At 69.2% G+C, this 14,142-nt stretch carries 13 protein-coding genes; 9 read left to right on the forward strand and 4 right to left on the reverse strand.

The features are described from left to right. The first annotated feature begins 49 nt into the window (after positions 1–49). Both ACEN9G_RS00320 and ACEN9G_RS00325 read left to right on the forward strand, forming a co-directional pair. Positions 50–1,090, forward strand: a complete 1,041-nt coding sequence (locus ACEN9G_RS00320; RefSeq protein ID WP_413342791.1) for a glucokinase — start codon at positions 50–52, stop codon at positions 1,088–1,090. After that, positions 1,077–2,444 (forward strand): MFS transporter, encoded by a 1,368-nt coding sequence (locus ACEN9G_RS00325; RefSeq protein WP_413342793.1) that lies wholly within the window; start codon positions 1,077–1,079, stop codon positions 2,442–2,444. The genes ACEN9G_RS00320 and ACEN9G_RS00325 overlap by 14 nt, the downstream gene beginning before the upstream one ends. Positions 2,445–2,562: 118 nt before the next feature. Here ACEN9G_RS00325 and ACEN9G_RS00330 read toward each other — a convergent pair whose 3' ends face one another. Further along, a complete protein-coding gene (locus ACEN9G_RS00330; RefSeq protein ID WP_413342795.1) occupies positions 2,563–3,318 on the reverse strand; it encodes a hypothetical protein in 756 nt (251 codons plus the stop codon). Positions 3,319–3,405: 87 nt separating this feature from the next. Continuing rightward, positions 3,406–3,930 (reverse strand): M23 family metallopeptidase, encoded by a 525-nt coding sequence (locus ACEN9G_RS00335; protein WP_483127539.1) that lies wholly within the window; start codon positions 3,928–3,930, stop codon positions 3,406–3,408. Between the two features lie 111 nt (positions 3,931–4,041). Here ACEN9G_RS00335 and ACEN9G_RS00340 point away from each other — a divergent pair, with 111 nt between their 5' ends. From ACEN9G_RS00340 to ACEN9G_RS00350, 3 genes are all read left to right on the forward strand, one after another. Next, positions 4,042–5,835 (forward strand): sensor histidine kinase, encoded by a 1,794-nt coding sequence (locus ACEN9G_RS00340; RefSeq protein ID WP_483127540.1) that lies wholly within the window; start codon positions 4,042–4,044, stop codon positions 5,833–5,835. Between the two features lie 69 nt (positions 5,836–5,904). Continuing rightward, positions 5,905–7,407, forward strand: a complete 1,503-nt coding sequence (locus ACEN9G_RS00345; RefSeq protein ID WP_413344891.1) for a sensor histidine kinase — start codon at positions 5,905–5,907, stop codon at positions 7,405–7,407. After that, complete coding sequence (locus tag ACEN9G_RS00350; protein WP_483127541.1) at positions 7,404–9,311, forward strand: hybrid sensor histidine kinase/response regulator; 1,908 nt, start codon at positions 7,404–7,406, stop codon at positions 9,309–9,311. Before ACEN9G_RS00345 ends, ACEN9G_RS00350 begins: the two co-directional genes overlap by 4 nt. On the opposite strand, the gene ACEN9G_RS00355 is transcribed toward ACEN9G_RS00350, so the two are convergent. Beyond that, entirely contained in the window at positions 9,289–9,684 is a 396-nt protein-coding gene (locus ACEN9G_RS00355) for a cupin domain-containing protein (RefSeq protein WP_413345631.1), read from the reverse strand. The two genes, ACEN9G_RS00350 and ACEN9G_RS00355, sit on opposite strands and share 23 nt — an antisense overlap. A gap of 201 nt (positions 9,685–9,885) precedes the next feature. Between ACEN9G_RS00355 and ACEN9G_RS00360 the strand changes: the two genes are divergently transcribed. The 4 genes from ACEN9G_RS00360 to ACEN9G_RS00375 all read left to right on the forward strand — a co-directional run bounded on the left by ACEN9G_RS00360 (position 9,886) and on the right by ACEN9G_RS00375 (position 13,086). Then, complete coding sequence (locus ACEN9G_RS00360) at positions 9,886–10,884, forward strand: LysR family transcriptional regulator (RefSeq protein WP_413345633.1); 999 nt, start codon at positions 9,886–9,888, stop codon at positions 10,882–10,884. After that, entirely contained in the window at positions 10,881–11,693 is an 813-nt protein-coding gene (locus ACEN9G_RS00365; RefSeq protein ID WP_483127542.1) for a DMT family transporter, read from the forward strand. The genes ACEN9G_RS00360 and ACEN9G_RS00365 overlap by 4 nt, the downstream gene beginning before the upstream one ends. 126 nt (positions 11,694–11,819) lie before the next feature. After that, on the forward strand, positions 11,820–12,299 hold the full coding sequence (locus tag ACEN9G_RS00370; protein ID WP_413345432.1) for a carboxymuconolactone decarboxylase family protein: 480 nt from the start codon (positions 11,820–11,822) through the stop codon (positions 12,297–12,299). Between the two features lie 13 nt (positions 12,300–12,312). After that, positions 12,313–13,086 (forward strand): SDR family oxidoreductase, encoded by a 774-nt coding sequence (locus tag ACEN9G_RS00375; RefSeq protein ID WP_483127543.1) that lies wholly within the window; start codon positions 12,313–12,315, stop codon positions 13,084–13,086. Here the strand turns inward: ACEN9G_RS00375 and ACEN9G_RS00380 are convergent. Beyond that, the gene (locus ACEN9G_RS00380; protein WP_483127544.1) at positions 13,059–14,048 is read right to left on the reverse strand and encodes a GlxA family transcriptional regulator; all 990 of its coding nucleotides are present in this window, start codon (positions 14,046–14,048) and stop codon (positions 13,059–13,061) included. The genes ACEN9G_RS00375 and ACEN9G_RS00380 overlap by 28 nt on opposite strands. Positions 14,049–14,142 lie beyond the last annotated feature (94 nt).

Raw genomic sequence — 14,142 nt, forward strand, 5'->3', positions numbered from 1 at the left:
GGGGGTGAGGTGAGAAAAACAGGAGACCGAGGAAGACATGAGGGACACCATGGATGATGTGCTTTTCGGCGGCGCGCGCCTGCTCGCCGACATCGGCGGTACGAACGCCCGCTTCGCGCTGCAGCGCGGCCCCGGCCGCATCGAGGAAATCGCGACGCTGGCCTGCGCCGCCCACGCCACGTTCACGGATGCCGTGCGTGCCTACCTGGCCGGCCATCCCGGCGCCGCCCGTGAACTGCGCCATGCCGTGATCGCGATCGCGAATCCGGTCGAGGGCGATTTCATCAAGATGACGAATCACCACTGGCAGTTCTCGATCGACGCCGCGCGCCGCGACCTCGGCCTCGACACGCTGCTCGTCGTGAACGACTTCGCCGCGCTGTCGATGTCGGTGCCCAGCCTCGCGGACGCGGACCTCGAACAGGTCGGCGGCACCCGCGTGAGCCCGGACGCCGTGATCGGCCTCGTGGGCGCCGGCACGGGTCTCGGTGTCGGCGGCGTGATTCCCGACGCCGGCCGCTGGAAGGTGCTGCCCAGCGAAGGCGGCCACGTCGCGTTCTCGCCGTCGAATGCGCGCGAACAGGCGATCCTCGCCTACTGCTGGACGAAATGGGACCACGTGTCGGCCGAGCGCCTGATCTCGGGCCCGGGTCTCGCCACGATCCACGAGGCGCTGTGCGCCATCGACGGCGTCGCCGGCGCAGCGCTCGAACCGGCGCAGGTCGTCGAGCGCGGCCTGGCGGGCGATGCACTGTGCGCGGAAGTGCTGGACGTCTTCTGCGGCGCGCTGGGCACGATGGCCGCGAACGTGGCCGTGACCCTGTGCGCGCGCGGCGGCATCTACATCGGCGGCGGCGTCGTGCCGCGCCTGGGCGAGTTCTTCGCGAAGTCGTCGTTCCGCGCCCGCTTCGAGAACAAAGGCCGCTTCACCGACTTCTGCAGGCAGATCCCGGTGTACGTGATCCACGCGCCCTACCCCGCCCTGGCCGGCGCCGCCGCGATGCTGGACCAGCAATTGGTCGATGCGCGCGTCGCCGCGCAGCGCGCCCCGATCGATTCCGTGACGGCAGCCGGCCATGCGCACGCCTGACCGCATCAGCCACCCCCTGCTGTGGGTACCCACCGGGTACTTCACGATGGCGATGGGCTACATCATGCTGACGAGCGTCACCGCCATCATGTTCAAGAACATCGGCATGGACAATACGCGCGCCGCCGCGTATTCGAGCCTGCTGATCTTCGCCTACACGGCAAAGCCGTTGTTCGCGCCGTTCGTCGAGATGTACCGGACGAAGAAATTCTTCGTGCTGCTGATGCAGGTGCTCATCGCGCTGGGCTTCGCCGGCGCCGGGCTGGCGATGAGCCTGCCCAACTGGATGGTGGTGATGCTGTCCCTGTTCGTCCTGATGTCGTTCATCGGCGCGACGCAGGACATCGCCAGCGACGGCGTCTACGTGACGTCGCTCGACACGCGCACGCAGGCGCTGTACTGCGGCGTGCAGAGCCTGTCGTGGAACGTCGGGCCGATCGTCGCTTCCGGCTTCCTCGTTTACCTGAGTGGGCGCCTGCACACGGAGGTGTTCCACCACGATCCGAAGGTCTTCGGGCCGGACTGGATGGACGCTTGGCGCGTGATCTTCTTCATCGTCGCCGGCCTCGTCCTCGTGATGGCCGCCTGGCATGCGCGCGTGATGCCCGAGGGCGCGCGCGCGGAAAACACGCCGACGAACGTGCGCGGCGCCGCCGTCATCCTGCTGGATTCGTTCGTCACGTTCTTCCAGAAGCGCGACGTGTGGAAGATGATCGCGTTCGCCTTCCTGTTCCGCTTCAGCATCGGCATGCTGGAAAAAATCGGCCCCTTCTTCATGGTCGATTCGGCCGCGAAAGGCGGTCTCGGTCTCTCCAACGAGAGCCTGGGCATCATCTACGGTACGTGGGGCCTGATCGCGGTGCTCGCCGGCTCGCTGCTGGGCGGCATGTTCGTCGCGAAGCGCGGCCTGAAGCGCACGCTGTTCATCCTGTGCTGCGCCGTCAACATCCCGAACCTGACCTTCCTCGCGATGGCCATGGCGCTGCCCTCGGATCCGTGGACCATCGCGGCCGGCGTCATCGTGGAAAAATTCTTCTACGGTTTCGGCTCGGTCGGCTACATGATCTACCTGATGCAGCAGCTCGCGCCGGGCAAGTACACGACGACGCACTATGCGTTCGGCACGGGCCTGATGGGGCTGTGCATGATGGTCACGGGTTCGCTCAGCGGCATGCTGCAGGAATACCTGGGCTACGTCAGCTACTTCGTCGCGGTCATGATCGCCACGATCCCATCGTTCCTCGCCACGTGGTTCGCGCCGTTCCACCACGACGACGGCATGGGCGCCGGCGGCGACAGCGTCAAGCACGCGTCGGCCGCCAATGACGCAAACGCCTCTCACCGCGCGGCCTGAGACCCAGGCCGTCATTTCAGGCCGGGCCGCGTGCCCGGCTTTTTTTCGCCCGCAATCTCGCTTGCCTGAGAGATGTTGCCTAAAACCGGGCTCTGACCCCGAAGTCTCGACTTCGGGGTCAGATCGGGTCGGTCGCCAGCTTCGAGCGCCGCACGGGTGCGCGGACGCCGTAGCGCTGCGCCGACTGGCGCACGAGGTTTTCGAACCACGGCGGCGCGTCCGGCGCGATCACGATGGTGCGCAGCAGGCGGTCGGCGTCGATGGGCACGACGATGCCGGGCTGGCGCAGGTCCGGTGTGGACGCATCGCGGGTGCGGTCGATGATCACGCGCACCTCCTTTTCGTATTCGTAGGCCTTGGTCTTGTAGGCGAAGATGCGCGTGTAGTCGGGCGAGACGTCCAGCTTCGGGTCGCTCCAGTGCTTCACGTATTCCACGCGGGCGATCGAGATCTTGTGCTCGGCGATGTGTTCCACGGTGTCCGCGAGCTGGCCGACCGTCGTCGTCAGCGCCACCGCGCATTCCGACTTGCCATATAACGCCCACATGGCCGCGCTGTCGTCCTGGTTGCGGTGCCAGCAGTTGATGAAGACGGATTCGCGCATGCGCCGCTTGAACTGCTCGTAGTCGTAGTCGATCTCGCCGCGCGCGTGCGCCTCGCTGATCTGGGCGCGCAGCGACGGCGTGAACGCGCCTTCGAACTTGTCGCTGAAATGGTCGGCACGGCAAAAGAACAGCGTGGAATTCTCGAAGAAATCGAACAGCTTGGCCGCGTCGAGATAGCGCCACAGCACAGTGTCGCGGCGCAATGGTTCGCCCGCGCTGCGCCGGTCGGCGCGCGCGAGATCGACGATGGTGCCGGCTGCAATATCCATGGCTTGAAACTCAGGTTTACCTCGGTTGTATACGTGATTGTAGTGCGTGCGCGGCCCCTGTCATCGAACAGCCGTGCGCGTGTAGGACTATGCCGATCCGGCCTTCAGCAGCGGATACGGATTGATGGCCCCGCCCGCCGTGTAGATGCCGTAATGCAGGTGCGGCGGCGTGGTCGCGGCGTTGCCGGTATTGCCGACATAGCCGAGGATGCTGCCCGTCCGCACGCGCATGCCCGCGCGCACGTCGCCGTAGCGGTCCAGGTGGGCATAGTAGTGGCGCTGGCCGCCGGGTCCCAGCACCCAGACGACCTGCCCGCCCAGCCGGTTGGTCCCCACGCGCAGCACGATGCCGTCCGTGCTCGACAGCACGGGCGTGCCCCGCTGCGCGAAGATGTCGATGCCCTCGTGCCTGCGTCCGCCGCTGCGCGCGCCGCCCCACGTATCGGCCAGTTGCGCCGGCTTCACGCCCGCCACGGGCACCGGCAACGCCGCCGGCGCCGGCAGGGAGCCGAGCCGGATCGCGTACGCGACGTCGTCCACCCACGGGCGCAGGATGCCCTCGGCGGCGAGCAGGAGGATGGCGATGAGGAGGCTGCGCAGCAGGGTTCGCATGCCCGGCAGATGGGGATGGCCGTCCCGAATCACAGGGGACACACGTCGTCGAGCCCGCAATCGCCCCCCACATGGGTAGAATAGTTAAACATGAAGCCCGGCGCCGACACAATGCTCATCCACAGAACACATCGGTACGTCAATATCGCAGCAGCCATCAGCATAGCTGTACTGCTCGCAGGCATCTCCACGCTTGCCGTCGGCATCCAGCGCACGGCCGCGTCCTGGCGCTGGGTCAACCACACGCGCGAGGTGCTGCAGCACGTGCAGGGCACGCAAAGCCTGATCAACGAGGCCGATGCGCTGCAGAAATCGCTGCGGCTCGAATACAGCCGGCGCGACGATGCGGATTTCCAGGAGCGCCTGACCGCCCTGCCGCACGCACTCCAAACGCTGACGCAACTGACCAGCGACAATCCGGCCCAGCAGCGTACACTGGCCGACCTGCGCCGGCTGCTGGACGAGTACGTGCGCAACCTGCGCACCGGCATGGAGCGCGCCATGGCCTATCCCAGCAAGGACGACGAGCGGGCCTTGCGCCAGGCGATCGCCCTGCGCATCGCCGCGTTGCTGGCCGAGGAAGAGCGGCTGCTCGTGCTGCGCGACGCGGCCGCGGGCACCGACCGCGCACGCACGATCGCGGCCGCCGGCGCCGTGTCCGTGCTGTCGGTCGCGCTGCTGTTCTTCGTCCGGGCGATGGCGCGCCGCGACGCCGACTTCCTTGCCGACCAGCGGGCCAACCTCGACGCGACCCTGCGCAGCATCGGCGAAGCCGTGATCGCCGTCGACGTGTTCGGCCGCGTGCGGTTCATGAACCGGGTGGCGGAACAATTGCTCGGCTGCGAAGAGGCGCAGGCGCGCGGCCAGTTGCTGACGACGGTATTCCGCATCGCCGGCTCGCGCAGCGACGACGACGCACTGGCCGCCGCGCTGCGGGCGGCGCTGCGCGAGAAGCAGGCCGTGACGGGCATTCCGATTACCGGCAGCAGCTCCGCGCAACCGGAGCGGATGCGCGCGTGGCAGCTCAACTGCCAGCCGCTCCTCGTCGATGGCGAGGTGCGCGGCGCCGTGATGAGCATGCTGGACGTGACGGCGCTGAAGCGCGCCCAGCGCGAACTCGGCGACGCCAACCTGTTGCTCGAACACCGCATCCAGGACCGCACGGAGCAGCTGGCGGAGGCCAATATCGAGTTGCGCGCCTTCGCCCACACGATCGCGCACGACCTGCGCGCGCCGCTGCGCAACGTGCAGGGCTACGCGGCCGCGCTGCTGGAAGACGAGGCGGCCACGCTGAGCGCGAAGGGCGAACGGTTCCTGCGCCGCATCCTCGCCGTCAGCCAGCACATGGACCGGCTCGTGACGGACCTGCTCGCCTACAGCCAGCTGGCGCGCGCGGAGCTGCGCCTGCAACCCGTCGAACTGGACCGCGTCGTGCAGCTCGCGCTGGGCGACATGGAGATGCAGATCGCGGCGGCCGGCGCCCGCATCGAGGCCGCCTCCCCGCTGCCGACTGTGCTCGGCAACGAAGCGGTCCTCGTGCAGGTATTCGAGAACCTGATCGGCAACGCGATCAAGTTCGTCGCCCCGGAGGTGACGCCGCACGTGCGCATCGATGGCCACGTCGATGCCGACGCGGCCTGGGTGCGCATCGCGGACAACGGCATCGGCATTCCGGAAGACAAGCGCGAGCGCGTGTTCGACGTGTTCGAGCGCCTGCACGGCGAAGACCAGTACCAGGGCACGGGCATCGGCCTCGCGATCGTGAAGAAAGGCGTGGAGCGCCTGGGCGGCACGATCCGCGTCGAACCGGCGCCGGATGGGACCGTGTTCCGGCTGTGCCTGCAACGGCCGCGTCCGCAACCCCGGCCGGCCGCCGCGCCGGCGGATGCGCCGCCGGTGGCCTGACGCGGCCTGTCATATTACGGCTACAATAGGAAGCCTTGCACCACGACAAGCCCCGTCCGCGACCCCACCATGCCCCTGCGCTTCCTTCTCCTCGACGACAATCCCGACGACCGCCTGCTCGCCCGCCGCGAACTCGAACGCCATTTTCCGGAGTGCCGGTCGACGGAAGTGGGCGACCGCGCAGGCTTCGAACAGGTCGCCGAAGCCGGCTTCCCGTTCGACCTCGTTATCACCGACTACCAGATGCGCTGGACGACGGGCCTGGACGTGCTCAAGCTGATCAAGGCGCACGTTCCGCAACTGTCCGTCATCATGTTCACCGCGACGGGCACCCAGGAGATCGCGGTGGAAGCCATGAAGCACGGCCTGGACGACTACGTCATCAAGAGCCCGCGCCACTACGCGCGGCTGCCCGTCGCCGTGCGCACCTGCCTCGACCGCACCGAGATCCGCTCGCGCGCCATCCGCAGCGAGACGCGGCTCGCATCGCTGCTCGAGAACATCCAGGTGGGCGTCTTCCGCATTTCCCTCGAAGGGGAGATCGAGGAAGGCAACCGCGCGTTCTGGAGCATGCTGGGCCTCGGGTCCGGCGAATTCACGAAGGCGGCGCACCACCCGCTGATCGAGGACGTGCGGCAGCACATACCGGAACTGAAGGCGACGCTGGATGCGGCCGACCTGCAGCTCGACGCGGGCGACCTCGACATGGGCGGCCGCGCCTTCAAGGTCAAGCTCGTGCGCGTGCGCGTGAACGGGCACGACGCGGTCGACGGCATCGTGGACGACGTGACGTCGCTGCGCCGCGCCGAACTGGAGATCCTGCGCCTGAACGCCGACCTGGAACAGCGCATCGCCACGCGCACGCGCCAGCTGCAGGAGGCGAACGAGGCGCTGGAGACGTTCGGCTTCTCCGTCTCGCACGACATGCGCGAGCCGCTGCGCACGATCCAGGGCTATGCCAATGTCCTCAAGCAGGATTTCGCCGAGGGCCACCTCGACAAGGCGAGCCTGTACATCGGCCGCATCGAGGCCGTCGCGCACCGCGTCGACACGATGGTGTCCGACCTGCTCGAATTCGCGCGCCTGTCGCGCACCGAGATCGCCACCGAAAACGTCGTCGTCACCGAAGCGCTGCACGAAGTGACGGCCGCGCTGCACGCCGAGATCCAGCAGGCGAAGGCCCTGCTGCAGATCGACGTGCCGGACGGCCTGACCGTGCGGGCGCACCGCCAGACGTTCGTGCAGGCGCTGACGAACCTCGTGTCGAACGCCGTCAAGTTCGTGCGGCCCGGCGAGACGCCCGTCGTGCGCATCGGCGCCGGCGCAGCGGGATCGATGGTGCGCGTCACCGTGGCCGACGACGGCATCGGCATCGCGCCGCCGGCCCAGGCCCGCATCTTCAACGTGTTCGAACGCCTGCACAGCGAGGAGGAATACCCGGGCACGGGCATCGGCCTCGCGATCGTCAAGAAGGGCGTCGAGCGCATGGGCGGCCGCGTCGCCGTGGAGTCGGCGCCGGGCAGCGGGGCCACGTTCGCGGTCGACCTGCCCGCGCCGCCGGAGCCTGTGTGACGTTCGCCGCCCTCCTCGTCGACGACAGCCCGGACGACCGGGCGCTCGTCGCGCGCGAGCTGGGGCGGCATTTTCCCGACGTCCGCATCACCGAGGCCGGTAGCCCAGAGACGCTGGCCGCGGCGCTCGATGACGGCCGCTTCGACATCGCCATCACGGACTACCGCCTGCGCTTCACGGACGGCATCACGGTCCTGCGCGAGCTGAAACGCCGCTTCCCCGCGCGTCCCGTGATCATGTTCACGGCGAGCGGCAACGAGGAGATCGCCGTCGAGGCCATGAAGGAAGGCCTCGACGACTACATCACCAAGACGCCCAAGCACTACCCGCGCATCGGCTATGCGGTGCGCGCCTGCCTCGACAACGTGGCGCAGCGCGCGCGGGCCGAACAGGCGCAGGCGCGCCTGGAGATCGCGCTGCGGTCGGCCGGGATGGCGACGTGGCAGTACGATCCGCGCGACCGTACGATCGCCGCCTCCAGCGACCTCGGGCCGATGCTGGGCCAGCCGCCCGGCCATGCGCCGGCGACCGTGGACGCCTGGCTGGCCGACATCCACGACGAGGACCGGCCCCACGTGATCGACGCGTGGAAGGCCGCGTTCGCGGGTGCGGACCACTACCGCATGCAATACCGCTTCCGCGGCGCCGACGGCAACGTGCGCTGGATCGCGTCGAGCGCGCGCGTGCTGCGCGGCGCGGACGGCAAGCCGTCCATGGTGATCGGCACGGCGCGCGAAGTCACGGCCGACATCGAGACGCGCCAGAACCTGGAACGCAAGAGCGGGGAACTGGAACGGGCCGACCGCCAGAAGAACGAGTTCCTGGCGATCCTCGCGCACGAGCTGCGCAACCCGCTGGGCGCCGCGCGCTATTCGATCGCGCTGCTGCGCCAGGCCCCGGACGACGCCGCCGTGCGCGCCCGCGCCACCGACGTGATCGACCGCCAGATCGGCCACATGGCGAAGATGCTGGACGAGCTGCTGGACCTGAGCCGTATCGCCCACAACCGCATCGAACTCGAACGGGCGCCGCTCGACGTGCGCGGGATCGCCGAACTCGCGTGCGAGAACGCCCTGCCCACGCTCGAGGGCAAGGGCCACGACCTGCGCCTGTCGCTGCCGGCGGAACCGGTCATGGTCGTCGGCGACGAGGTCCGTCTCACGCAAGTCGTCGCCAACCTGCTCGTCAATGCCGCCAAGTTCACGCCGACGCCGGGACACATCGAGGTGCGCGTGGCGCGCGAGGACCTGGACGCGGTGATCGAGGTCGCCGACGACGGCATCGGCATCGCGCCGCACCGGCTGGACGGCGTGTTCGAGATGTTCTCGCAGGGCGACACGAAGGCACACGGCGGCACGCCCGGCCTGGGCATCGGCCTCGCGGTCGTGCGCTCGCTCGTCGGCCTGCATGGCGGCACCGTGCGCGCGTTCAGCGCGGGCGCGGACCAGGGCACGCGCATCCGCGTGACCTTGCCCGTCCTCGCGCAATCCGCGCCTGCCGCCGCACCCGGCGCACCGGCGGCGGACGGCGGCGCCCGCGGCCTGCGCGTGCTGCTCGCGGACGACAATGCCGACGCGGCGAACCTGCTGGCGCTGCTGCTGGAGTCCGAAGGACACACGGTCCACACGGGGTTCGACGGCATCACCGCGATGGCACTGGCCGAAGCGCACCGCCCGGACGTGATGGTGCTGGACATCGGCATGCCGGGCGCGAACGGCTACGAGGTCGCGCGCTGGGTACGCGAACAGCCGTGGGGCGCGGCCGTGCGGCTCGTCGCCGTGACCGGCTGGGGCATCGAGCACGACGGCGGCCAGGCGCTGGACGCGGGCTTCGACGTGCGCCTGGTGAAGCCCGTCGACATGGCGCAGCTGCTCGCCGCCGTCAGTGGTTCCCCACCGGGATGAGCGCCGGCTTGTCCTTGTCCTTCAGCAGGAACACGACGAAGCGCGCCGGCTTCGTCTTGCTCGCATTGCGGCCGACTGTGTGCACGTCGCGCGGCCCTTCATAAAAGGTCTCGCCGGCGCGCAGCGTCTTTTCCTTGCCGCCCTCCACACCCATGACGATGGTCCCTTCGAGCACGTAGACGAAGCCGTGTGCGTCGTGGCGGTGCACGGGGTCGGCCGCGCCGGGCGCGTAGTCGACGGTGAGCATCATGACTTCCTTGCCCGGCGCGTCGGACAGGGCCTGGTTCATCAGCGTCTTGACGACGGGTTCGGGCGGGGCCGCGTGGGCGAGCGTGACGCAGGCGGCCAGGGCGAGGGGAAGGTAGCGGAACATGATCGAGATCCTTGTTGGGCGTGAAAACGCCAGTGTAGACAGGGCGCCCGCCCTGCGACAGGCGCCGGCGGGGACGCGCGGCGGTGCCGCAAAAACACCAATCGGCGCGCGGGGCGCTGGCAGGAAATCGGGGATTCTTGTCATTGCCGCTGGAAGGGCGCGGGCCTACCATCGGCGTACTTACGTACCGACAGGACAGCCGTGCCCCGCAGCCTCACTTCCGTTCTTCCCAACCCCGACTGCAACGACGCGCTGGCCTCCAGCTTCGCCACGACGTATGCAGGCGTGGTCGCATTCATGGCCGTCGTCCACGAAGGGAGCTTCGCCCGGGCGGCCGAGCGCCTCGGCATCGGGCGCTCCGCCGTCAGCCGCAGCGTGCTGAAACTGGAGACCCAGCTCGACACGCGGCTGTTCCTGCGCACGACGCGCAGCACGGCCCTCACGGCCGAGGGCCAGCGCTTCTTCGAGGGCTGCCGGCCCGGCGTCGACCGCATCTTCCAGGCGCTCGACGAGATGCGCGAGCTCCGTACGGGCATCCCCCGTGGGCACCTGCGCATCTCGTCCACCGTGGGCTTCGGGCGCAAGATCGTCGCGCCGCTGCTGAAGGATTTTCATGCGCGCTACCCGGACATCACCGTGGACCTGATCCTCGACGACCGCCCCACCGATTTCACGTCCGACCGCATCGACGTCGCCTTCCGCAACGGCCGCATGGACGACAGCCAGATCGTCGCCAAGAAGCTCGTCCCGATGCGCATGCTCGTGTGCGCATCGCCCGCGTACGCGCGGTGCCACGGCCTGCCGCGCACACCGGACGAACTGGCGGGTCACGGCTGCGTCAACTTCCGCTTCGCGTCGGGCCGCCTGTTCGACTGGGAATTCAAGGTCGACGGCGCCGTGCGCAAGCTCACGCCGCAGGGGTGGCTCTGCTTCAACGACGCCGACCTCGTGCTGCAGGCCGTCCTCGACGGCGACGGCATCGCGCAGATGGCCGGCTACCAGATCCGCGAGCACCTGCGCGCCGGGCGCCTCGTCCCCTGCCTGGCCGAGTACGCGCCGGACGACCGCGGCCACTTCCTGTGCTACCTGAGCCGGCACCACATGCCGATGCGCGTGCGCGTCTTCGTCGACGACATCTCGCAGCGCATCCGCGCCCTCGGCCTCGACGATCCCGACCTGGCGGACGGAGGCCAGCCATGAGCCGGACCGCCTGGGCATGCGCGCTCGGCGCCATCCTGCTGTGGGCGCTGTTCGCGGCCCTCGTGCGGCTGGCGGGCGACGCCCCGCCGCTGCTGCTGACGGGCGTCGCGCTGTGCTGCGGCGGCCTTGCTTCCATCCACCGGTGGCGCGAATGGAGGGTGCCGGCCGCCATCCTGGGTTTCGGGATCGCCAGCCTGTTCCTGTACCACGCGAGCCTCGTGGCCGCGTTCCGGCTCGCGCCGATCGCCGAGGCGAACCTGCTGAATTATCTGTGGCCGCTGTTGATCGTCGTGCTGGCCCAGCGCGCGGTGCCGCTGCGGCGACGCCAGCTGGCCGGCTGCGTCATCGCCTTCGCGGGCGGGGCGCTCGTCATCGCGCCGTCCGCACCCACCGTCACGCACCTCGCCGGCTACGCGCTCGCCGTGCTCGCGGCGTTCACGTGGGCCGTGTATTCGCTGGCACCGTCCCGCCTGCCCGCCTATTCGTCCTGGGCCACGGGCGGTTTCTGCCTCGGCGCCGGCATGCTCGCGCTGGCGGCGCACGCACTGTTCGAAACGCCGTACCGGCCGTCCGGGACGGAGCTCGCCGGCATGGCCGCCATCGGCATCGGGCCGCTCGGTCTCTCGTTCGTCCTGTGGGACCGCGCCATGCGCCTGGGCCGCGCGGCGACGATCGGGTCGCTGTCCTACCTGACGCCCGTGCTGTCCACGCTCGCGCTGGCCGTCACGGGCGCCGTGGCCGCGGGCAGCTGGTGGCGGCTGGGGCCCGCGCTGCTGCTCGTCGTCGCCGGGGTGCGCCTGTCGCGCTGATTGGTGCGCTCATTGGTGCGCTCATTGGTGCTTTTTTGGCACCACCGTGCGGCCGGCCAGCCGCCTACCGGCCGCGCGGCGCGCTGCCTACACTCCTTTCGTACCACAACCACCAAGGAGAACGAGATGTCCCAGCGTATCAACTACCTCAAACAGTCCCCCGCCCTCTTCAAGAAGCTCGTCGAACTGGGCACCCTGATCAACGACGGCAGCATCGAGGAAAGCATCCGCGACCTCGTCGCCATCCGCGCGTCGCAGATCAACGGCTGCACCTTCTGCATCGACATGCACGTGAAGCAGGCCACGATCCACGGCGAGCGCGCGCTGCGCCTGCACCACCTGGCCGCGTGGCGCGAATCGACCCTGTTCGCCCCGCGCGAACGGGCGGCGCTGGCGTGGACGGAAGCGTTGACGACGCTGTCGCGCGAGGGCGTGCCGGACGAGATCTACGAGCGCGTGCGCACCCAGCTCACGGAGCAGGAACTCGTGGACCTGACGTACGAAATCATGGCGATCAATGCGTGGAACCGCATCAACGTCGCGTTCCAGGCGGTGCCGGGTTCGTACGACAAGGACTTCGGCCTGGACCGCGCCAACCTCGCCTGACAGGGAGACATCCATGAATATCGTCGTCATCGGCGGCACGGGCCTCATCGGCAGCAAGCTCGTGACCCTGCTCCGTTCCCGCGGCCATGAAGCGCTGGCCGCGTCCCCCAACTCGGGCGTGAACACGCTGACGGGCGAAGGCCTGGACGCCGCGCTGGAAGGCTGCGACGTCGTCGTGGACGTGGCGAACTCGCCGTCGTTCGCGGACGACGCCGTCCTCGAATTCTTCACGACCTCGGGCCGCAACCTGCTGGCTGCCGCACGCCGGGCGGGCGTGCGGCACCACGTGGCCTTGTCCGTCGTCGGCACGCAGCGCCTCGCCGAGAGCGGCTACTTCCGCGCCAAGATCGCGCAGGAAGAGCTCATTCGCGCGTCCGGCCTGCCGTACACCATCGTGCACTCGACGCAGTTCTTCGAATTCCTCGGCGCGGTTGCAACTGCGGCCGCAGCGGCGGGCCAGGACGACACGATCGCCCTGTCGCCCGCGTTCATCCAGCCCATCGCCTCGGACGACGTGGCGGCGGCGCTGGCGGATGTGGTCCTCGGTGCGCCCGTGAACGGCATCGTCGAGATCGCGGGGCCGGACCGCTTCCGCCTGTCCGACCTCGTGCGCGACTACCTCGCGGCCAGGGGGGACACGCGCACGGTGCGCGCCGACGTCCACGCGCGCTATTTCGGCGCGGAGCTCAAGGAGGACACGCTGGTGCCGCAGGGACCCGCGCGCCTCGGCGCCAGCCGCATCGGCAACTGGCTGCAGGCTCAGGCGCCGGCGAACCGCTTGCGGTAGGCCGACGGCGTCTCGTCCAGGTGACGCCGGAACGCGGTGCACATGCGGTCCTCGTCGCCGAAGCCGCACTGGCGGGCGATCTGGGCGAGATTCGCTTCCGACTGTTCCAGCATGCGCTTCGCCGCGCCGATGCGGAACAGTTCCACCGCCTTCGCCGGCGGGCGGCCGGTCTTCTGCTTGTAGACGCGGGCGAAGTTGCGGGCACTCATATGGACCTGTGCGGCCAGGCGTTCCACGGTGAGACCGGCGTCGTGCAGATTGTCGAGGATCCAGCCGTGCAGCGCGTCGAATGCCGCGTCGTCGCGCACCTGGGCGCGCAGCAGTTCGCTCTCCTGCGCCTGCCCGCCGGCGCGCTTCATGAACACGACCAGTTCGCGCGCGACGTCCATCGCGAGCGCGCGCCCGCAATCTTCTTCGACGAGCGCCAGCGCGAGGTCGATGCCGGCCGTGACGCCCGCCGACGTCCACACGGGATCCTGGCGCACGAAGATCGCGTCGCGGTCCACTTCGAGCGCGGGGAAGCGTTGTTCCAGCACGTCCGCCATGTTCCAGTGCGTCGCCACGCGCCGTCCATCCAGCAACCCGCCCTGCGCGAGCAGGAACGCGCCCGTACACACGGACGTGACGCGGCGCGCGTGCGGCGCGGCGCCGGCGATCCAGTCGACCGTCGTGCCCACGTCCGCGAGCACGGCCGAGATGCCCGGCGCACCGGGCACGAGGATCGTGTCGATCGCGCGCCCCGCGAACTGCGCGGCCGGCAGCGTGTCGAGCGCGACGCCTTCGGCCGTCACCACGAGGCCACCGTCCACGCTGACCGTGTGCCGTTCGTACGGCACGAGGCCCCGCTCCGCCATCCGCTTGGCGGCGCACCAGAACACGGTCTGCGGCCCGGTCAGGTCGAGCAGACCCATGCCCGGGAAGGCGACGAACAGGACGAGGGGAGAAGCAAAGACAGGGGTCATCGTATGTACGGCTTGGTGAATCCTGCGATCTTACTGTGCGTGCGGGCGATGTCAAGCCGCGGAACCGCCTGCACCGGAATCGTGCAGCGCAGCC

The sequence above is a fragment of the Massilia sp. Masssp94 genome, from assembly GCF_059491305.1.